Source organism: Jatrophihabitans sp. (genome assembly GCA_036389035.1).
Taxonomy (GTDB): Bacteria; Actinomycetota; Actinomycetes; order Mycobacteriales; family Jatrophihabitantaceae; genus Jatrophihabitans_A.
This window is the reverse complement of record DASVQQ010000011.1, coordinates 167,606-187,847: the sequence shown is the minus strand read 5'-3', so window position 1 is coordinate 187,847 and position 20,242 is coordinate 167,606. Positions and strand designations below refer to the sequence as shown.

Sequence of the window (20,242 nt, the reverse complement as noted above, 5' to 3'; positions counted from 1 at the left end):
CCGTGATTCCAACTTAAAGCATCTCTGGCCTGGCGCAACAGCCAGCCGGGTCGGCTGTGGGATCAGCCGTTGCCTGCTATCGCCGCCGGCCTGCTGGGACTGGCCTGGCACACGCCGAAGGCGTCACCGAGGACGGGGTGTCAAGTGTCGAGATGTTTGGTCGATGTGATCTTGACAGCTCAAGAGGCGATTAACTGCCTATAAGCGACGGAAGGTATGGCTGTGCGATCAGGTCCACCGCGCCAACCGGCTGGCAAGGCTCGGTGGACCCCGTGGCTGGCCGGGCTGGCGATGGCGCTGGCCGGGCTGACGCTGAGCGTGTTCACCACCCGGCTGCTGCGCCACCCGACACTGGTCAGCGCGGCCTGGTGGCCCGCCGCGGGGCTGACGCTGGCTGTGATGGCGCGTACCCCCAGGCGCTGGTGGCCGCACCTGCTGGCAGGCGTGGCGTTCAGCAGCGGCCTCGGCAGGTTGCTGGTCGGCACCCCGGTGCTGGCCAGCGCGTGTTACACGGTGGCAGGCGTGGTCGAATGCGTGATCGCCGCCCGGTTCCTGACCGCGGGCGTCGCACACCGGTCCAGGCCGCTGTCCAGCGTCGCCGACGGAATCCGGTTGATCACCGGGGCGGTGCTCGGCGTCAGCGCCGCGGCGTCGGTGATCGCCCTGCGCTTCCTGCTGGTCGGCCAGCCATGGGTCGCCGGAACAATCGGCTACGTGCTGAGCCATGGGCTCGGGCTGGTCATGCTCACCCCGCTGCTGCTGGCGCCCAGCCGCCGGGCGGTGTGGGCGGAGTTCGGGCACGGCCGGCGCAATGCCGAATGGATCCTGCAGTTCGCACTGGTCATCGGCGCGGCGTGCTGGATCTTCGTCCCGGCGCACACCGCCGGCCAGGCGTTCCTGGTGCTGCCGCCGCTGCTGTGGGGTGCGGCCCGGCTGGGCGCGTTGCGGGCGATGATCTCGGCGCTGGCGGCCGCGGTGCTGGCCACCATCGGAACCCTGGGCGGGGCCGGCGCGCTGAGCTCGATCAGCGATCCGCAGCACCGGCAATGGGTGCTGCAGGCCCTGCTGGCGGTGATCTGCCTGGCGACGCTGATCCTGGTGCTGAGCGGCCAGGCCCGCGACGGCGCGCTGGCGGCCGCGGCCGAGCGCGAGGAAGCGCTGGCCGAGGCCCAGCGGCTGGCCACGCTGGGCTCGTGGACGTGGGACCTGGAGTCGCCGGAGATGACCTGGTCAGCCGAGATGTACCGGATCTTCGGGGTGCGCCAAGGGATCTTCCGGCCCAGCCTGCAGAACTGGGTGTCGCTGGTGCAGCCGGCTGACCGGACCGCGCTGATGACCGCGATGCGGACCGCGCTGGCCGAGAATCAGCCCTACGAGCTGGAATTCGCCATCGAGACGCCGGGCCGGCCGGTGCGCATCGTGCACGGCCGGGGCGGGGTGCAGGTCGATGAGAACGGCGCCCCGGTCCGGATGAGCGGCACCGCGCACGACGTCACCGACGCCCGGCGCTCGGCGCGCGAACTGGCCAACGCCCGGGATCTCTATCGGGGAGTGCTGACCGCGGCCAGCGGGATGTCCATCATCGGCACCGATCCGCTGGGCCAGATCACGGTGTTCAACACCGGCGCGCAGAAGATGCTCGGCTACACCGAGGAGCAGATGCTGGGCAACAGCACGATCGTGCTGCACGATCCGGCCGAGCTGGCACTGCGGGCCGCCGAACTCGGTGTCGGGGCCGACTTCCGGCTGTTCATCTCCGACGCCAACTCCGAGAACCCCGAGAGCCGGCAGTGGACCTACCTGACCCGTTCCGGACGCCGGCTGCAGGTTGAGCTGACCGTCACGGCGATGACCGCCCCGGACGGCTCGCTCAGCGGCTACATCGCAGTGGCGACCGACGTCACCAGCCAGCGGCAGGCCGAGCTGGCCCTGCGCGAGAGCGAGCAGCGCTTCCGGCTGGCCTTCGACGCGGCGTCGGTGGGGATGTGCATGGTGTCACTGGATCCGGCGACGGCCGGCCAGCTGATGCGCGCCAACCAGGCGATGTGCGACTTCACCGGCTACACCGAGGCGCAGTTGCTGACGCTGGACGTGGTCGAGCTGTCGGTTCCCGAAGACGCCGCGGTCACCACCGCCGCGCTGGACGCCATGGTTCGCGGCGAGGTCACCCAGGTGCAGCGCGAGGCGCTCTACCGGCACGCCGACGGAAGCGACCTGTGGGGGCTGCTCTCGACCTCGACGGTGACCCCGGCCGATGGCAGCGCGCCCTACGCCATCTCGCTGGTCGAGGACATCACCGGCCGCAAGCGCGCCGAGGCGGCGCTCACCCATCAGGCGTTGCACGACGGCCTCACCGGCCTTGCCAACCGCAGCCTGCTGCTGGACCGGCTGGAGCACGCGCTCGCGGCCAACGCGCGCTCGCCGCGCGGGATCGGGGTGGCCTACCTCGACCTCGACGGGTTCAAGCAGGTCAATGACGGAGCCGGGCACGCCGCTGGTGACGAGCTGCTCGTGCAGGTCGCCAGCCGGCTGCAGAGCTCGGTGCGTCCCGGTGACACCGTCGGCCGGCTCGGTGGCGACGAGTTCGCCATCATCTGCGCCGACCTCGGCGCCGGCTCGGACCTCGGCGCCGTCGCCGACCGGGTGCTCAAGGCGCTTCGGGAGCCGTTCCTGCTGCCGTCAGGCGCCTTCACCATCAGCGCCAGCATCGGCCTGGCCACCGCTGACCCCCAGAGCACCGGCGAGCAGCTGCTGGCCACCGCCGACGCGGCGATGTACACGGCCAAGCGGGCCGGCCGGGATCGGGTCACCGTCGTCGACCCGCAGCTGCAGGCTCGAGCTGCCCGCAGCAATCGGCTGCGCCCACAACTGGAAACGGCGTTGAGCGCCGACGAGCTGGTGATGTACGGCCAGCCGGTGCTGGATCTGCTGTCCGGGCAGGTGATCGCCGTGGAGACCCTGCTGCGCTGGAACCATCCCCGGCGGGGCGTGCTCGGACCGGGCGAGTTCCTCGATGTCGCCGAGACCAGCCCGTTGATGATTCCGATCGGCCGGCGCGCGCTGCGCGAGTCCTGTCGGATGGCTGCCAGCTGGACAGACCAGCTGGGTGACCGGGCGCCGGACTTGCACGTCAACATCTCAGGACGCCAACTGGAGGCGGGCAACCTCACCCAGGACGTGCTCGCCGCTCTGGGCGAGTACGGCGTGCCGGCCAGTCGGCTGGTGCTGGAGTTGACCGAGACGCACATGCCGCTGATCGCCGACTCGCTGCGCAAGGATCTCAGCAAATTGCGCGAGCTGGGCATCCGGATCGCGATCGATGACCTGGGAACCGGCTACAGCAGCCTCACCCGGATCACCGAGCTGCCGGTCGACATGCTCAAGATCGACCTGCGATTCATCGCGGGACTGGGCACCGACCCCGGGTGCACCGCGGTGGTGGCGGCCATCCTGGAGATCGGCAAGACCCTCGGGTTGGAGGTGGTCGCCGAAGGCGTCGAAACCGCCGCCCAAGCCCGGTTGCTGGCGCAGTACGGCTGTCAGACGGCGCAGGGTTACCTCTACAGCCGGCCGCGGCCGGAGGCGGACCTGTCCTTCCACCTGGCCAGCGCCGCGGCCCAGCATCCGCAACGCGCCGTGCCGAGCGCGCCGGTGCTGCGAGCGCTGGCCTGAGTGGCGTTGTCCTGAGTGGCGTTGTCCGACGCGAGCAGTGCGCTCTAGGCTGGCGAGCGGGATCGCCGGAAATGTGATCCTGGTGGCAGGCGCACCAGCGCATGACAAGCAGCCTGGCCGGCTGCCAGGAGGGGCGGGCATGACGGCGCAGCGGTTACCGGCGAATTTCCTGACGGTCAAAGGGCTTTCTCTCTCACCGCTGGCGCGCCGATGAGGACCTTTCGGCACGCGGTGGTGACCGGCGGCGCCGGCTTTCTGGGCTCACACCTGTGCCAGGAACTGCTCGAGGCCGGCACCGAGGTCACCTGCCTGGACAACTTTCTGACCGGCGTGCCGGGCAACCTGGCTCATTTGCGCTCCGACGACCGCTTCCGGCTGATCAAGTGCGACGTGACCGACTACCTGCACGTGCCCGGATCGGTGGACCTGGTGTTGCACTTCGCCTCTCCGGCCTCGCCTGCTGACTACCTGCGGTTGCCGATCGAGACCATGAAGGTCGGCAGCATCGGAACCCTGCACGCCCTCGGCCTGGCCAAGGACAAGCGCGCCCGGTTCGTGCTGGCCTCCACGTCGGAGACCTACGGCGATCCGCAGGTGCACCCGCAACCGGAGGACTACTGGGGTCACGTCAACCCGGTCGGCCCGCGCGGTGTCTACGACGAGGCCAAGCGGTTCGCCGAGGCGCTGACGGTGGCCTATCGCAACACCCATGGCATCGACACCGCTATCGTCCGGATCTTCAACACCTACGGCCCTAGGATGCGCGCCGACGACGGCCGGGCGATCCCGACCTTCATCCAGCAGGCGCTGGCCGGTGAGCCCCTGACCGTGGCAGGTGACGGCAGCCAGACCAGGTCCGTCTGTTACGTGGACGACACCGTGCGAGGAATCCTGGCGGTCACCGCCAGCGACCTCGCCGGGCCGGTCAATGTGGGCAGCCCGGATGAGATGACGATTCTGCGGATTGCCGAACAGATCGTCGCGGCCACCGGTTCGCGTTCAGAGATCCGGTTCATCGAATTGCCGGTTGACGATCCGCTGGTTCGCCGTCCGGACACCACCCTGATCGAGCGAGAACTGGGCTGGCGACCGCAGATCAGTTGGGACGAAGGCATCCGGCGCACCATTGCGGCCATTCAAAACCAGCGCCTGGCCGCTGGTTTCGGGTGAGTGCTGGCGGAGAAGCGCTTCTCTGACCTAGAGTCGCTGCTAGCTGAGCAGTCAGCTTTGCGGCAGCACCTCGATTGGACGTGACCATCGAGCAGCGGTGAACCACACCGCCCCTTACTTCGCGGACTTACCTGATCGCTTTCGCGGACTTACCTGATCGATCGTGCGGCCGCGCTCGCAGATGTGTCGACGACGGCAGGGAAGATGCGAATCCTGGGCATCAATGCTCTCTATCACGATCCGGCGGCAGCGCTGATCGTGGACGGTCAGATAGTCGCGGCCGCCGAAGAGGAACGGTTCAGCAGGCGCAAGCACGGCAAGCGCCCGGTGCCGTTCTCCGCGTGGGAATTACCCGAGCTGTCGGCGGCGTGGTGTCTGGAACAGGCCGGTTTGAAACCCGGTGACCTAGACGCAGTGACCTATTCTTTCGACCCGGCGTTGCACCTGCCTGCGGACCAGTTGGGGGTGTTCGACCCCTGGGACGAACTTCGGCAGCGCTATGCGGTCGCCGCTCCGGATTTCCTGGCCAGCGCGTTGCCCGGACTGGACCCCTCACAGGTGAGTTTCGTCGCGCACCATGTCGCGCATGCCGCGTCGGCCGGACTGGCGGCGCCGTTCGACCAGGACTGCGCCGTGCTGGTGCTCGATGGCCGGGGTGAGCGGCACAGTTCACTGGCAGGCCTTTATGAACAAGGGGAATTGCAGATCCTGCACAGCCAGCAATTGCCGCACTCGCTGGGGTTGCTGTACGAGGACGCCACCGAGCACCTTGGTTTTCTGCGGAGTTCGGACGAGTTCAAGGTGATGGCGCTGGCCTCCTACGGCACGCCCCGTTACCTCGATGACCTGCGCCCGCTGGTGCACGCCCACCCTGACGGCGGGTTCCGGACCAGCGGTGTCGACTGGAATTCCCTTGCCAAGAAACGCCGACCGGACGAGCCCTGGAGCGCTGAGCACGCCGATCTGGCGGCCAGCCTGCAGGCGGTTCTGGAAGAGGTGCTGCTGGAGCTGGCCCGCTGGCTGCGAGCCCGGACCGGCAGCACCAAGCTGGCGCTGGCCGGCGGGGTCGCGCTGAACTGCGTTGCCAACAGCCGGTTGTGGCGCGAGAGCGGGTTCTCCGAGGTATGGGTGCAACCGGCCGCCGGTGACGCCGGCACCGCCCTGGGAGCCGCGCTTGCCGGCGCCCAGCAACTCGGCGAACCGGCTGCCGCGATGCCCGGAGCGGACCTCGGCCGGCAGTGGAGCGACGCCGAGATCGAGGCGGCGCTGCGAACGGCGAAGCTGCCTTACGACCGGCCCGCCGACATCGCCGAGGCGGCCGCCCAGACGCTGGCCGCCGACGGCATCGTGGCCTGGTTCCAGGGCCGCAGCGAGTACGGCCCGCGGGCGCTCGGGCACCGGTCGCTGATGGCGCATCCCGGCCGCGCCGAGAACCTGGAACGGCTCAACGACGTCAAGGGCCGCGAGCAGTTCCGCCCGGTGGCGCCCATGGTGCTGGCCTCCCGGGCCGCGGAGTTGTTCAGCGCCGGGCCGATCCCGTCGCCGTACATGCTGTTCGTCCACCAGGTGGCCGACCAGTGGCGCGAGAAGATCCCGGCAGTGGTGCACGTCGACGGAACGGCCCGCATCCAGACCGTCGATCCGGCCACCGAGCCGCTGGTGGCCCGGCTGCTTGAACACTTCGCCGAGCGCACCGGCCTGCCGGTGGTGGTCAACACCAGTCTCAACACCGCGGGCCGGCCGATGGTTGATTCGCCCCGTGACGCGCTCGAGTGCTTCGGCTCCACCCCGGTCGACCTGCTCGCGATCGGCCCGTTCGCGGTGCGCCGGCCCGGCCTGGGAACATCGCCCGTCCTGTTGCCGCAATTGGGGTTGCCGGACCTGGGATCGTCGGACTCGGGGCCGTCAGACACTGGGTTGCCGGACTCAGGGCCGTCAGACACCGGATTCTCGGACTCGGGGCCGCCGCAATGAGCGCTGGACCGAGCTACGCGGTGGTGATCCCGACCGTCGGTCGCCGCTCGCTCCCAGTGTTGTTGGACAGCCTTGCCGAGTCGGCGACGGTGACCGGGCGGGCGTTGCCGCCGGTCGTGCTGGTGGATGACCGGCCCGATCCGGCAACTGCGCTGGAGCTGGCCGGGCACCGGGCGGCGGGCTGGCCGATCACGGTGCTGCGCAGCGGAGGCCGGGGGCCGGCTGCCGCCCGCAACGCCGGTTGGCGGGCGTGTGACAGCGACTGGGTGGCGTTTCTGGACGACGACGTGCTGGTAAGCCCGACCTGGCTGGCTGGTCTCGAGCACGACCTGGCCACGGCATCGGCGGCGGTCAGCGGTTCGCAGGGGCGGATCGAGGTGCCGCTGCCGGCTGACCGGCGGCCACGGGACTGGGAGCGCGGCACCGCCGGATTGGCGACCGCCGCCTGGATCACCGCTGACATGGCCTACCGGCGGTCCGCCTTGCTGGACTGCGGCGGCTTCGACGAGCGGTTTCCACGCGCCTTCCGCGAGGACGCCGACCTGGCGCTGCGGATGCTGGATCGCGGGTGGCAGCTGTGCCGGGGTGATCGGCGGACGGTGCACCCGGTGCGGCCGGCGGGCTGGTGGGCCAGCGTTCACCAGCAGCGAGGCAATGCCGATGACGTGCTGATGCGACGGTTGCATGGCCGAGGGTGGCGCCGTCGTGCCGCCGCGCCGTTGGGCCGGCGTCCCCAGCACCTGCTCAGCACGGCGGCCGCACTGGCGGCCCTGACCGCCGCGGCCACCGGCCACCGGCGGCCGGCGGCGCTGGCCGGGCTGGTGTGGGCCGGCAACACCGCCGAGTTCAGCTGGCGCCGGATCGCGCCGGGTCCCCGCGACCGGGCCGAGGTGCTGCGGATGATCAGCACCAGCGTGCTGATCCCACCCGCCGCCAGCTGGTTCTGGTTGCGGGCGCTGGCCAGCCGCGGCACCGGCCGGCCCGGCGAGCCGGCTGCCGATCGGCCGGCCGCGGTGCTGCTGGACCGCGACGGCACGCTGGTGCGTGACGTGCCCTACAACGGCGATCCGGCGGCGGTGTCGCCGATGCCAGGAGCCCGGCGGGCACTGGATCGGCTGCGAGCTGCCGGCATCCCGGTGGCGGTGATCACCAACCAGTCCGGCATCGGCCGTGGCCTGCTCAGCGCGGCCCAGGTCGAGGCGGTCAACGCCCGGATCGAGGCGCTGCTGGGGCCGTTCGACGGCTGGTTCGTCTGCCCGCACACCGACGAGGCGGGGTGCGGGTGCCGCAAGCCCGCACCCGGCCTGATCCGCCAGGCGGCCGCCGAGCTGGGAGTTTCGGCCGGCAACTGCGTGGTCATCGGTGACATCGGGTCCGACATCGGCTCGGCCGCGGCGGCGGGCGCGGCCTCGATCCTGGTTCCGACGGAGCAGACCCGGCGCGAGGAGGTGGCGGCCGCGCCGCTGCGGGCCGCCGACCTGGCCGAAGCGGTAGATCTCGTCCTGGCCGGCCTGCGGTGAGCCGCCGCTTGCTGGTGGTGCGCCTGGACAGCATGGGTGATGTGCTGGTGTCCGGGCCGGCGATCCGGGCGGTGGCAGCCGCGGCGGACCACCTGACGCTGCTCACCGGGCCGTTGGGGCAGGCTGCCGGTCGGTTGCTGCCCGGGGTGGACGAGGTGCTGGTGTGGGCCTGCCCGTGGATCGCGAACCCCGCGCCCAGCGTGTCGCCGGCGGAGATCGCCGATCTCGTCGAGCGGCTGGCCGGCCTGGGACTGGACGAGGCCGTGATCCTCACCTCGTTCCACCAGTCACCCCTGCCCACCGCGCTGCTGCTGCGGCTGGCCGGCGTTCGGCGGATCGTGGCCAGCAGCGAGGACTATCCCGGCTCGCTGCTGGACCTGCGGCTGCCGGTCGCCGAGGACGGGCCCGAGCCCGAGCGGATGCTGGCCACGGTGCGGGCAGCCGGCTATGAACTGCCGCCCGGCGATCAGGGCAAGCTGGCCGTTCGGCTGCCGGCGCCGCCGGACGGCTGCCTCGCTGAGCCGGAATCTTGTTATCTGGTAGTGCATCCGGGCACCACGGCGGCGGCCCGAGCCTATCCCGCTCCGCTGTGGGCCGAGACCGTCCGGCAGCTGTGCGTGGCGGGTTGGCAGGTACTGGTGACCGGTTCGGAGTCCGAGCGCGAGCTCACTGCCGGCATCGTGGCCGCGGCGCATGCGGGCCTGCCTACCGCCCTTGCGGCCAAGGCGCTGGATCTGGCCGGCCAGCTGGAACTGGCCGAACTCGCCCGGTTGCTGGCCGGAGCCTCGGCTGTGCTGGTCGCCAACACCGGTCCGGCGCATCTGGCCGCGGCGGTCGGCACGCCGGTGGTGTCGCTGTTCTCCCCGGTGGTGCCGGCCACCCGGTGGGCCCCGTACGGGGTGCCGGTGGCGCTGCTCGGCGATCAGGACGCGGCCTGTCGGGGCAGCCGCCGGACAACGTGCCCCGTGCCGGGGCATCCCTGCCTCAGCGGGGTCGATCCGGCGACGGTGGTCGCTGCTGTCATACGGATTGTCAGACAACAGACGACCGCACCGGCTTTGGCGGTGACCGGATGAGAATCCTGCTCTGGCACGTGCACGGAAGCTGGATGACGGCCTTCGTCCAGGGCAGCCACGACTACGTCGTTCCGGTGTTGCCCGACCGTGGCCCGGACGGTCTGGGACGGGCTCGCACCTGGTCGTGGCCGGGTTCGGTCACCGAACTGGCGCCTGCCGCGCTGCGCGAGCAGGACTTCGACGTGGTGCTGCTGCAACGGCCGAACGAGCTGGAGCTGGTGCGCCGGTGGCTGGGCCGCGAGCCGGGCAAGGAGCTGCCCGCGGTCTACCTGGAGCACAACACCCCGGACGAGTCGCCCTGCACGCAACGGCACCATCTCGCTGACCGCTCCGATATCGCGCTGGTTCACGTGACCCATTTCAACAAGCTGTTCTGGGACAACGGCCGCGCGCCGAGCACCGTCATCGAGCACGGCATCGTCGATCCCGGCGCCCGCTACACCGGCGAGCTGAGCCGGGCCGCGGTGGTGGTGAACGAGCCGGGCCGCCGGGGTCGGATCGTCGGAGCGGACCTGATCGAGCAGTTCCTTCCGGTGGCGCCGGTCGATCTGTTCGGCATGCAGGCAGAGCAGTTCACCGACGGGCGGGCTCGCGCTGCCGGCCTGGCGCCGGACCGGCTGGTCGGGTACTCCGAGATCGCCACCCAGGACCAGATGCATACCGAGCTGGCCCGGCGGCGGGCCTACCTGCACCTGACCCGGTGGACCTCGCTCGGCCTCACCCTGATCGAGGCGATGCAGCTGGGGATGCCGGTGCTCGCCCTGGCCACCACCGAGGCGGTGGCCGCGGTGCCCCCCGAGGCCGGCGAGATCAGCACCGACGTCAGCCGGCTGGCGTCGCGGCTGCGCAGCTTCCTCGCCGAACCGGAGCTGGCCCGGGCCTGCGGGCTGGCCGCCCGGGCCGCGGCGCTCGAACGCTATGGGCTCAAGAGATTTCTGGCCGACTGGGACGTGCTGCTGGACGGGCTCACCAGATGAGAGTGGAGGCGAGCAGATGAAGATCGCGATGGTCTCAGAGCATGCGAGCCCGCTGGCCTGCCTGGGCGGGGTCGACGCGGGTGGCCAGAACGTGCACGTGGCCGCGCTCTCGGCCGCGCTGGCCCGGCGCGGGCACCAGGTGGTGGTCTACACCCGCCGGGAGGACCCCAGCACGCCGACGAGCGTGCCGCTGCTGCCAGGCGTGCGGGTCGAGCACCTGAGCGCCGGCCCGGCCGCGGCTATCGGCAAGGACGAGTTGCTGCCGTTCATGGACAGCTTCGGCCTTCAGCTCGCCGAGCGCTGCCGGCGGCAACGGCCCGATCTGGTGCACGCGCATTTCTGGATGAGCGGGCTGGCGTCGCTGCAGGCCGCGGCGGGGCTCGGATTGCCGGTGGTGCAGACCTTTCACGCGCTGGGAAAGGTGAAACGGCGCTGGCAGGGCAGCTCGGACACCAGCCCGCCGGAGCGGATCGGCGCCGAGCGGCTGATCGCGCGCACCGCCGACCTGGTGATCGCCACCTGCACCGACGAGGTCAGTGAGCTGCGGTCGATGGGGGTGCCGCGCGACCGGGTGGAGATCGTGCCCTGCGGCGTGGATCTGGACCTGTTCACCCCGGCCGGACGGGCGGCACGCGGCGACGGCGACCGGCCGGCCCGGTTGCTGATCCTGGGCCGGTTGGTGCCTCGCAAGGGCGTAGCTGACGCGATCGAGGCACTGGCCGGGGTGCCCGACGCCGAGTTGCTGGTGGTCGGCGGGCCGGCCCCGGACCGCCTGGCAGATGACGAGGAGTCCCGGCGGCTGCTGGCGCTGGCGGCCGGCCACGGAGTCGGGGACCGGGTCCGGCTGCTGGGCCGGCAGCCGCATGCCCAGCTGCCCGAGATCATGCGCTCGTGTGACCTGCTGCTGGCCGTGCCCTGGTACGAGCCGTTCGGCATCACCCCGCTGGAGGCGATGGCGGCCGGCCTGCCGGTGGTCGCCACCGCGGTCGGCGGGTTGCGCGACACCGTGCTCGACGGCGTCACCGGACGGCTGGTGCCGCCGCGACGTCCGGAGCTGCTGGCGGCGGCGGTGAACGAGTTGCTGGCCGACCGGCCCCGGCGGCTGGCCATGGCCCAGGCCGGTCGGGACCGGGTGCTGGCCCGCTACGGCTGGAGCACCGTCGCCGAGCAGACCGAGGCGTGTTACCGCAGCGTGCTGGCCGAGCGGCTGGCGCCGGCAGTCCCGCTGGCCCGGCCGGCGACGGCAGGCCAGCTTTCCCGGCCGGGGACGGCAGGCCCGCTGGCCCGGCCGGCGACGGCAGGCCAGCTGTCCGACGTGACCGTGGAGGTGGCGCGATGACCGAGCTGCTGACCGGCCTGCCCAGGCGGCTGGCGATGGCCCACGTCCAGGCGCTTGCCCAGGCGCTGACCGAATTCGGCCCGGCCGCCGAGATCGCCGCGGACTGGGGGACCAGGCTGGCTGGCGCGCTCAGCTCCGGCTCGCGGTTGCTGGTCGCCGGCAACGGTGGCAGCGCGGCCCAGGCCCAGCACTTCAGCGCCGAGATCGTCGGTCGGTATGCCGAGGACCGGGCGCCATTCTCGGCCGTCGCCCTGCACAGCGAGCCGTCGGCGTTGACCGCCATCATGAACGACTACGGCATCGAGGAGGTCTTCGCCCGGCAGGTCCAGGCGCACGGCCGACCCGGTGACGTGTGCGTGCTGATGTCGACGTCGGGTCGCAGCCCGAACGTGATCGCCGCTGCCGTCCGGGCTCGGGACTGCGGCCTGCGGACCTGGGCGATGACGGGCCCGGTTCCCAATCCGCTGGCCGAGGTCGCCGAGGAGGTGCTGCCGATCTGCAGCCCGGCGACGGCCACGGTCCAGGAACTGCACCTGGTGGCCCTGCACCTGATCTGCGAGGCGATGGACGCCGAGCTGGTCCGCGGCGAGGCTGGGCTGATCCGCAGCGAGGCTGAGCTGATCCGCAGCGAGGCTGAGCTGATCCACGGTGAGGCTGAGCTGATTCCCAGTGAGGCTGGGCTGCCCCCCGGCGAGGCTGAGCTGGGCCGATGGTGGGCGCGATGACCGCGCCGCTGGTGGTGGTCGGCGATGTGATGCTCGACATCGACCTGATCGCCGACTCGGCCCGGTTGTCGCCGGAGGCGCCGGTTCCGGTGCTGCACGATCCGGTCGAGCACCGGCGTCCGGGCGGCGCGGCACTGGCCGCGGTGCTGGCGGCGCGGGCAATGGCGGGCCGGCGGCCGGTGGTGCTGGTCGCGCCGGTGGCGACCGATGATGCGGGCCGGCAGCTGCGCCGGATGCTGGCCGGCCGGCTCGAGTTGGTGGCGGTGCCCTGGGCCGGCAGCACCCCGGTCAAGACCCGGTTGCGGGTGGCCGAGCACCCGGTTGCCCGGTTGGACCGCGGCGGTGCCCCTGGGGCGATCGGTCCGCTGCCCGAGCGCGCGTTGGCCGTCCTGAGTTCGGCCGCCGCGGTGCTGGTAGCGGACTACGGCCGGGGCGTGAGCGCGGATCCGGCGTTCCGAGCCGCGCTGGCGGCGCTGAGCTGCCCGCTGGTCTGGGATCCGCACCCGCGAGGCGCCGCCCCGGTTCCCGGCAGCACCCTGGTCACTCCCAACCTCGCCGAGCTGGCCGGCTTCGTGACGATGGACGCGGGCGCGTCGCTGGCCGCCATCAGACGCGGCGCTCAGCAACTGGCCCGACAGTGGCAAGCCGGATCGGTCTGCGTGACGCTCGGCTCCCGGGGCGCGATGTTCTGCCTTGCCGACAATGCCCCGCACCTGATTGCGCCGACCCAGGTCAGCGCCGGTGACACCTGCGGGGCGGGGGACTGCTTCGCCGCCGCGGCCGCCGCGGGGCTGGCCGACGGCGTGCTGCCCAGCGAGGCGGTCGCGCTCGGTGTCGCGGCAGCCGGCCGCTTCGTCGCCTCCGGAGCGGCAGCCGGTTACCGGCTCGAACCGTCCGACGCGGAACTGTCCGACGCGGAACTGTCCGACGCCGAATCAGCCCTCGCCGGACTGGACGCGCTGCTGGACCGGGTCCGGCGCCAGCGTGGCGTGGTGGTGGCCACCGGCGGCTGTTTCGACCTGCTGCATGCCGGGCACATCGCCACCTTGCAAGCCGCCCGAGCGGTCGGAGACTGCCTGGTGGTGTGCCTGAACTCCGATGACTCGGTGCGCCGGCTCAAGGGCGCTCAGCGGCCGTTGCAACCCGCTGCCGACCGGGCCCGGGTGCTGGCCGCGCTGGAGTGCGTGGACGCGGTGGTGGTCTTCGAGGAGGACACCCCGGCCACCGTGCTGCGCCGGATCAGGCCGGACATCTGGGCCAAGGGCGGCGACTACTCCGGGGTGCCGCTGCCGGAGGCGGCGGTGCTGGCCGAATGGGGTGGCGAGGCGGTGACGGTTCCGTACCTGCAGGGCCGCTCGACCTCCGCCCTGGTCGAACTGGCAAGGCATGCCGAACTGGCCGCCGGCGGCCCGGCGTAGTGAGCCCGACCGACGGCCGGCCGGTTGTGCTGGCCTTGCGCGCGCTGGGGCTGGGTGACTTCATCACCGGGCTGCCGGCGCTGGGCCTGATCAAAGCCGCGCTGCCCGGCCACCAGGTGGTGCTGGCAGCGCCGGCGGTGTTCGCGCCGCTCGTTCCGCTGATCCCGGCGGTGGACCGGTTGCTGCCGGCGGCCGAGCTGGCGCCGATCAGCCCGAGGCCGGCCGGCCTGGACGTGGCACTCGACCTGCACGGCAACGGCCCGGCCAGCCGGCGGTTGCTCAGCGCCCTCACGCCCCCGCGCCTGTACGGCTTCGCCGATCCCGCCCGCAGCCTGGTCGGGCCGCGGTGGCTGGCCGGCGAGCATGAGGTCAGCCGGTGGTGCCGGCTGGTCGCCGAGGTGCTGCCGGCCCCCGGCAGCCCGCTGGAAAGCCCGGCCGGCTGCCAGGCGGTGGGCTGCATGCGGCTGCCGCCGGTGCGAATGCCGCCGTCGCTGACGGTGCTGCACCCGGGCGCGGCCGCCCCGTCCCGACGCTGGCCGGCGCGGCGGTTCGCGGCGCTCGCCTCGGCGTTGCGCGAGCGCGGTCATCGGGTGGTCGTCACCGGTGGGCCGGACGAGGCCGCGCTGGCGCGTTCGGTGGCCGAGCAGGCGCAGGCGCCGGCACTGCTGGGGTTGTCCTTGCCGGAGCTGGTGTCGCTGATCGGGCGCGCCCGACTGCTGATCTGCGGCGACACCGGGGTGGCCCACGTCGCCTCGAATTACCGCACCCCGTCGGTGCTGCTCTTCGGGCCGGTGTCACCGGCGAGCTGGGGGCCACCCGCGGGCGGCCCGCACCGGGTGCTGTGGCACGGCGACGGGACCGGTGACCCGCACGGCCAGCAGGTGGATCCGGCCTTGCTGGCGATCACCGTCGAGGAGGTGCTGGACGCGGTCGAGCGGCTGCCCGGCGACCGGCCCGCGATGTTCAGTCAGTCAATGAGCCCTGAGGATGAGGAGTCGACATGCGCACACTAGAGCAACGCGCGGTTCTGATCACCGGCGGTGGTAGCGGCCTCGGACGGGCGATCTCGCGACGGCTGGCTGCCGGGGGAGCGCATCCGGTGGTCGCCGACGTCGATCTCAAGGGCGCTGAGGAAACCGTCCGGCTGGTGTCTGACGCCGGGGGCAGTGCCTCGTCCTGCTTGCTGGACGTGACCGATCCGGCCAGTGTCGCCGAGGCGATCGACACCACCGCGGCCCGGTTCGGCGAGCGCTTCGACGCCCTGGTCAACAATGCCGGAACCGACCGGGGCGCCGGCATCCTCGATATCTCGGACCAGCAGTGGCAGGACGTGCTGGCCGTCAACCAGTCCGGCCCGCTGTACACCACCCGACAGTTCCTCAAGACCCTCGGCGCCGAGGAACGCCGCTATCCCGCTGACGTGGTCAACGTCATCTCGATCTCGGCGATCACCGTCGGCGCGGACGCGGCGGCCTACAACAGCTCCAAGGCCGCGCTGGCGATGCTCACCAAGATCATGCAGCGCGAGGCCTACGAGTACCGCTGGCCGGCTCGGATCCACGGCTTGATGCCCAGCGCCATGAACACCCCGATGATGGATCAGTGGCAGCTGTCCCAAGAGGTGATGATGGACCCGGACACCGTCGCCAGCGCGGTCGAATTCATGCTGACGCTGCCGCCGGACACCTTCGTGCAGAACCTGGTGATCAACTCCCGGCGAGAGCCCGGCTGGCCACGCTGACCAGCCGGCGAACCGCCTCGCTCAGGCCGACTTGGCCGACTGGGGTGTGAATTCCTGGCCGTCGACCGCGATGACTTCCACGGTGATGGTGGTGCGGTTGGCGGCCCGGTAGCTGACCTGGACACCGGGCACCGCGCCCTGCAGCGCCTGCCCGAGCGGGCTGTTGGGCGTGACCACCTCGTCGTCGCCGAGGGCGAGTTCGTGCGGCAGCAGGACGAACGTCTCGCGGCTGCGGCCGCCGTCGAAGCTGAGCTGCACCTGGCTGCCGACCTGGACGGAGCCGGCCGGCCGGCTCTTGCGGCCGGCGCGGCGTGGCTGCCGCAGGCTCTTGGGCGCCTGCAGCATCAGCTCCAGCTCGGTGATCCGGGCCTGCAGGTCTTCGATGGTGATCGCGAGCTCGACGTTGGCGCACCGATCGGCGGCGTCACCGCACGAGCCAGGCGGAGTGTACTGGGCCAGCGCTTCGGCGCACTGGGCCTTGAGGTCGTCCAGCCGGACGCGGATCGCGTGCTCGACGGCATCAGCAGTGGCGGTCGGGGCTGGGACGGACTCGGCAGCGGGCGGCGCCACGCCGGCGGACTTGCGGGTCGACTTGCGGGCAGTGCGAGCAGGAAGGGTCGAAGTCATGGCTGAGCGCTCCGGCGGTTGAGCTGAACTGGCGAAACCACCTGCTGGGCCGACCCAATTCTGAGGTAGACGGTACGGCACGACAGCACCGGCTGCCAGTTTCGCCGAATCGCACAACTATCGACCGCGTGATCTTCTCGTGTGGCACACCGGCGACACCGCCCTCATGGGCCTTCCCTTGCGGGATTTCGGTGTGAAATCCACTGGATGACGGCTACTGTTGACGAAGGGTTGGAACTGCAGCCGCCGGCCTCCCAGCCTTGCTGGGGGTCATCCCGGAGGCGTTAGATGCCCACCGACTTCTTAGCACCTGACCGCGACGACGCGAGACTGGAGTTCGCGCTCCGAGTCGGAGGCGTCGATCCCGAAAGGGCAATCTTCTTTCTCGCGGGCCACCTGCTCGGCTCGGTGTGCCCCGGCTTCGAGAACTTCACCCGCAGCTGTGTCAACGGCGGCACCCGGCGACTGCGCCTGGATCTGGCAGACCTGCAATCCCTTGACATGGACGGGGTGAACGCCCTGCTCAGAGTGCGCGAGCTGCTGACGGTCAGCGGTGGCCGGCTAGTGCTCACCAATGCCAACGCCCACGTCATGTCGGTGCTACGGATGTTCGCCGAGCCGTTGCTGGCCACCGAGACGTCGGTGGTGCTGGGCGCCGGGACGACCCGCGCAGCCGGGCAGGCCAGGTCACGGCAGGCCGGGTCACGGCTTGCCCGGTCCAGGCAGAGCCTGGCCGGCTGAGCGGGTCGCAGCCGCTACCCCGACAGGTGCGGTGGCAGCGATCGCAGCCGCTACCCCGACAGGTGCGACGGCAGCTCTCCGGTGATCGTCACCTCTTCGGCGATATCACGCAGCTTGCGGTGCCGGTTCTGACTTGTCTTGCGCAGCAAGTCGAAAGCCTGCTCATCGGTCAGCTTCAACCTGGTCATCAGGATGCCCATCGCGGCGCCGATCTGCCGGTTGCTGGCCAGCGCCCGCTCCAGGTTGGCGACCTTGTCCTCGGCCCGGTTGAGCGCGTACTCCCGGAGCTTGGCCAGCTCGTAATGGGTGCGGACCCGGGCCAGCAGCTCGGGGGCGGCGAACGGCTTGACGATGTAGTCATCGGCGCCGGCTCGCAGCCCCTCGGCAGCCGACTCGGCTCCGGCCCGGGCAGTGAGCAGGATCGCCGGAATCCGCATCAGCATCGGGTTGGCGCGCATCAGCTTGATCAGCTCGACGCCGCTGCGGTCGGGCAGCATCACATCGGAGAGCACCAGGTCCGGCACCGCCCCGGCGGCGAGTGCCTCGTCCACCGAGCCGACTGCCTCGACCTGCCAGCCGTCGGCGCGCAGCAACCGGCTGAGGTAGTCACGCATGTCGACGTTGTCCTCGACCAGCAGGATCCGGCCGGCCGGCAGCACAGTGGGGTCAGCCGGCTCGGACTGCCGGGCGGGCTCGGTCGGAGCGGGTTCGCTCTGGGTGGCCGACCAGGTGTGCGCCTCGGCGATGAAGGCCGGCGCGACGGTGGAGATGCCACCGGCGACCGGTTCCCGATGCGGCCCGACCGCGACCCGGGGGAGCCGCACGGTGAACTCGCTGCCGCTGCCCAGCTCGCTGCGCACGCTCACCTCGCCACCGTGCGCGCGAGCCAGGTCACTCACCAGGGACAGGCCGATGCCGGCCCCCTCACGGCTGCGCGCGCCCCGAACGGGCACCTGGTGGAACCGCTCGAAGACCCGCGGCAACTCCTCTGCCGAGATCCCGAGACCGGTGTCGGTGACCGTCAAGCGGACCTCGTCGCCGCCTTCTTCCAGCCGGAGGTGGATGGTGCCCCGCCGGGTGAACTTCACCGCGTTGGACAGCAGGTTCAGCAGGATCTTGTTGACCATCTCGGGGTCGACGGCGATCGGTTCGGACACCGCGGCGGTGTCCACCACCAGCTTCAGACCGGCCTCTTCCACCACTGAGCGGAACATGCTGGCCACGTCGGTGCTCAACTGCGCCAGGTCGGTCAACTCGAGGTTGGCGTGCAGCTCGTCGGCCTCGGCCCGCGCGAACTCGAGCAGCGTGTCCACCAGCCTGCTCAGGCGCAGCACCGCCCGCCGCGCCGAGGCCACATCGGCCCGGCGGTCCGGCGGCAGGTTGACGTCCGGATCGTCGAGCAAGGCCTGGATCGGGCCCATCATCAGCGTGAGCGGTGTACGGAACTCGTGGCTGATGTTCTCGAAGAACCGGGTCTTGGCCTGGTCCAGCTGGGCGAAGGCCTCGGCTCGACGGTGCTCGCCGGCATAGGCCATCGCGTCGCTGAGCTCTATACCGAACTGGCGGGCGGCCAGATCCAGGAACCGCAGGAAGGCCTCGTCGGGGGCGCGGTAGGGATTGGCCCCCATCACCAGCACCGCGTGCGGCTGCGCACGCCCGCTGAGCCAGACGGGTTGCACCCAGACGGTGTCGGGAACGGCGGGACCCAGTGGCGAGGACTGCAACACCAGGCCCGGCGCCACGCCGGCCGGGTCGCTGAATTCGGCTACCCCGGTGCTGAGCACCCGGCCGAGCGGTGCCGAGGCGTCCGCGGCCGGCAGCTCGGCCGGCAGCGGGGCGCTGTCGGGAGACAGGCCGTAGCATCCCCGCAGCGTGGCCCGACCGTCCTCGGCAAGGGCGTAGACAGCCGCGAACGGGATGCTCGCGCGGTTGCTCGCCAGCACCTGCAGCGCCTGCTCGCAGACATCGTCAGGTGTCTCCGGCGCGGTCACCGACAGCGCTCCGAGCTCGCGGATCGTCTGCATCCACCGGTTCGCCACCTGCTGGTGGGTCACCTCGCTGACGACGACGAGGACCCCCAGCACCTGGCCGGAGTCGCCGCTGATCGGGCTGTAGGAGTAGGTCCAGTAGGTCTCCTCCTGGTAGCCGGCGCGCTGGAGGAACAGCAGTTCGTTCTCGAAGTAGCTGGCCCCGTCACCGGCCAGCACGCTCATCGCCCGGGCGCCGACCGCGGGCCAGATCTCGGCCCAGCACTCGGCAGCCGGCTGGCCGAGAGCGGCCGGGTGCTTGTCGCCGAGCAACGGGCGGTAGGCGTCGTTGTAGAGCTGGATCAGCTGCGGGCCCCACCAGATCAGCATCGGCGCCTTGGACGCCAGCACGGTGCGCACCGCCGCCCGCAACTCCGCGGGCCACTGCCGCACCGGGCCGAGCGGGCTGGCCGCCCAGTCGAACTGGCGCAGCATCGTCATGGTCTCGTCATCGCCGGGGAACAGCTCCGCGGCGCCGCTGCCGGGGAACAGCTCCGCGGCGCCGCTGCCGGTGTCGCTGCCCGCGTCCCTGCCGGTGTCGCTGCCCGCGTCCCTGCCGGTGTCCTGGGCGGCGCGGGTGACCCGGTCGGGCAGCGAGGTGACCCGGTCGGGCAGCGAGGTGACCACTGCCAGCGCAGGCGCGGCGAGGGTGAGCTCCCAGCGCAGCAGGTGCTGATCGGTCAGCGAGTGCTGAAAGGCCTGAACCCGCACCGAGACGCCGATGCCTTCTCCGTCGCCGGCCAGCTCCACCTCGCCCTGCTGCGGGGACTGCTCGACCCGGGCGCCGGTGATCATCGCGCGGATCAAGCGCCGGTGTTCGGACTGGAACAGCGAGGTGATCGGACGCCGGCTGTTGGAGCCGTCCAGGCCGGCCAGCAGCGTCGAGGCGGCCCGGTTGAGGTCCAGCACGATGCCGTAGGCGTCGGTGATCACCAGGGCCTGCGGTGAGGCGTCGAACAGTTGCTCGTTGCGAGCGTTCAGCGCTTCGAGCTTCGAGCGCGACTCGGCCAGCTGCTCGTGCTGGGCGCGAAGCTCCTCATCGGCCACCAGCAACTGCTCACCCAGGTCGGCCACCTCGGCCATCAGCTCGCTGACCTCGGCGCTTCCCTCTGAAGCAGCCATCGCGGTGAGCCGGGAGTGCTTCTCGCTCAGCCGAGCAAGGAACTCCGAGAGTTCGGATGGCGATGTCATGACGTCCCCGTGCGGTACTGCCCTGCCCGCGGACAGCTGTTTCT

14 protein-coding genes are annotated in these 20,242 nt (G+C 71.3%); 12 read left to right on the top strand and 2 right to left on the bottom strand.

What is annotated here, in order from left to right; genetic code table 11:
• Positions 1-222 precede the first annotated feature (222 nt).
• The 11 genes from VF557_08670 to VF557_08620 all read left to right on the top strand — a co-directional run bounded on the left by VF557_08670 (position 223) and on the right by VF557_08620 (position 15,612).
• Positions 223-3,672 (top strand): EAL domain-containing protein, encoded by a 3,450-nt coding sequence (locus VF557_08670; protein ID HEX8080269.1) that lies wholly within the window; start codon positions 223-225, stop codon positions 3,670-3,672.
• 210 nt (positions 3,673-3,882) lie between these two features.
• Positions 3,883-4,842: an NAD-dependent epimerase/dehydratase family protein gene (locus tag VF557_08665; protein HEX8080268.1), complete on the top strand. Its 960-nt coding sequence runs from the start codon at positions 3,883-3,885 to the stop codon at positions 4,840-4,842.
• Between the two features lie 204 nt (positions 4,843-5,046).
• Positions 5,047-6,816 carry a carbamoyltransferase C-terminal domain-containing protein gene (locus VF557_08660; GenBank protein HEX8080267.1) on the top strand — a complete coding sequence of 590 codons (1,770 nt, stop codon included), beginning with the start codon at positions 5,047-5,049 and terminating at the stop codon, positions 6,814-6,816.
• Positions 6,813-8,336 carry an HAD-IIIA family hydrolase gene (locus VF557_08655; protein HEX8080266.1) on the top strand — a complete coding sequence of 508 codons (1,524 nt, stop codon included), beginning with the start codon at positions 6,813-6,815 and terminating at the stop codon, positions 8,334-8,336. Before VF557_08660 ends, VF557_08655 begins: the two co-directional genes overlap by 4 nt.
• A complete protein-coding gene (locus VF557_08650) occupies positions 8,333-9,412 on the top strand; it encodes a glycosyltransferase family 9 protein (protein ID HEX8080265.1) in 1,080 nt (359 codons plus the stop codon). The genes VF557_08655 and VF557_08650 overlap by 4 nt, the downstream gene beginning before the upstream one ends.
• Positions 9,409-10,389: a glycosyltransferase gene (locus tag VF557_08645; protein ID HEX8080264.1), complete on the top strand. Its 981-nt coding sequence runs from the start codon at positions 9,409-9,411 to the stop codon at positions 10,387-10,389. Before VF557_08650 ends, VF557_08645 begins: the two co-directional genes overlap by 4 nt.
• Positions 10,390-10,405: 16 nt before the next feature.
• Positions 10,406-11,728: a glycosyltransferase gene (locus VF557_08640; protein HEX8080263.1), complete on the top strand. Its 1,323-nt coding sequence runs from the start codon at positions 10,406-10,408 to the stop codon at positions 11,726-11,728.
• Complete coding sequence (locus VF557_08635; protein HEX8080262.1) at positions 11,725-12,453, top strand: SIS domain-containing protein; 729 nt, start codon at positions 11,725-11,727, stop codon at positions 12,451-12,453. Before VF557_08640 ends, VF557_08635 begins: the two co-directional genes overlap by 4 nt.
• Positions 12,450-13,871 carry a D-glycero-beta-D-manno-heptose 1-phosphate adenylyltransferase gene (gene rfaE2 / locus VF557_08630; GenBank protein ID HEX8080261.1) on the top strand — a complete coding sequence of 474 codons (1,422 nt, stop codon included), beginning with the start codon at positions 12,450-12,452 and terminating at the stop codon, positions 13,869-13,871. The genes VF557_08635 and rfaE2 overlap by 4 nt, the downstream gene beginning before the upstream one ends.
• A complete protein-coding gene (locus VF557_08625) occupies positions 13,871-14,884 on the top strand; it encodes a glycosyltransferase family 9 protein (GenBank protein ID HEX8080260.1) in 1,014 nt (337 codons plus the stop codon). The genes rfaE2 and VF557_08625 overlap by 1 nt, the downstream gene beginning before the upstream one ends.
• On the top strand, positions 14,872-15,612 hold the full coding sequence (locus tag VF557_08620; protein ID HEX8080259.1) for an SDR family oxidoreductase: 741 nt from the start codon (positions 14,872-14,874) through the stop codon (positions 15,610-15,612). Before VF557_08625 ends, VF557_08620 begins: the two co-directional genes overlap by 13 nt.
• A 21-nt stretch (positions 15,613-15,633) precedes the next feature.
• Here the strand turns inward: VF557_08620 and VF557_08615 are convergent, their stop codons facing one another.
• Complete coding sequence (locus VF557_08615) at positions 15,634-16,239, bottom strand: GreA/GreB family elongation factor (protein ID HEX8080258.1); 606 nt, start codon at positions 16,237-16,239, stop codon at positions 15,634-15,636.
• A 288-nt stretch (positions 16,240-16,527) separates the two neighbouring features.
• Between VF557_08615 and VF557_08610 the strand changes: the two genes are divergently transcribed.
• Complete coding sequence (locus VF557_08610; protein ID HEX8080257.1) at positions 16,528-16,980, top strand: STAS domain-containing protein; 453 nt, start codon at positions 16,528-16,530, stop codon at positions 16,978-16,980.
• Positions 16,981-17,030: 50 nt separating this feature from the next.
• On the opposite strand, the gene VF557_08605 is transcribed toward VF557_08610, so the two are convergent.
• Positions 17,031-20,198, bottom strand: a complete 3,168-nt coding sequence (locus VF557_08605) for an ATP-binding protein (GenBank protein ID HEX8080256.1) — start codon at positions 20,196-20,198, stop codon at positions 17,031-17,033.
• Positions 20,199-20,242 lie beyond the last annotated feature (44 nt).

Coding starts and splice junctions, on each gene's coding strand:
- VF557_08640 (HEX8080263.1), top strand. CDS start 10,406: ATGAAGATCGCGATGGTCTCAGAGCATGCGAGCCCGCTGGCCTGCCTG.
- VF557_08620 (HEX8080259.1), top strand. CDS start 14,872: ATGCGCACACTAGAGCAACGCGCGGTTCTGATCACCGGCGGTGGTAGC.
- VF557_08635 (HEX8080262.1), top strand. CDS start 11,725: ATGACCGAGCTGCTGACCGGCCTGCCCAGGCGGCTGGCGATGGCCCAC.
- VF557_08615 (HEX8080258.1), bottom strand. CDS start 16,239: ATGACTTCGACCCTTCCTGCTCGCACTGCCCGCAAGTCGACCCGCAAG.
- VF557_08665 (HEX8080268.1), top strand. CDS start 3,883: ATGAGGACCTTTCGGCACGCGGTGGTGACCGGCGGCGCCGGCTTTCTG.
- VF557_08660 (HEX8080267.1), top strand. CDS start 5,047: ATGCGAATCCTGGGCATCAATGCTCTCTATCACGATCCGGCGGCAGCG.
- VF557_08655 (HEX8080266.1), top strand. CDS start 6,813: ATGAGCGCTGGACCGAGCTACGCGGTGGTGATCCCGACCGTCGGTCGC.
- VF557_08645 (HEX8080264.1), top strand. CDS start 9,409: ATGAGAATCCTGCTCTGGCACGTGCACGGAAGCTGGATGACGGCCTTC.
- VF557_08610 (HEX8080257.1), top strand. CDS start 16,528: ATGCCCACCGACTTCTTAGCACCTGACCGCGACGACGCGAGACTGGAG.
- rfaE2 (HEX8080261.1), top strand. CDS start 12,450: ATGACCGCGCCGCTGGTGGTGGTCGGCGATGTGATGCTCGACATCGAC.
- VF557_08605 (HEX8080256.1), bottom strand. CDS start 20,198: ATGACATCGCCATCCGAACTCTCGGAGTTCCTTGCTCGGCTGAGCGAG.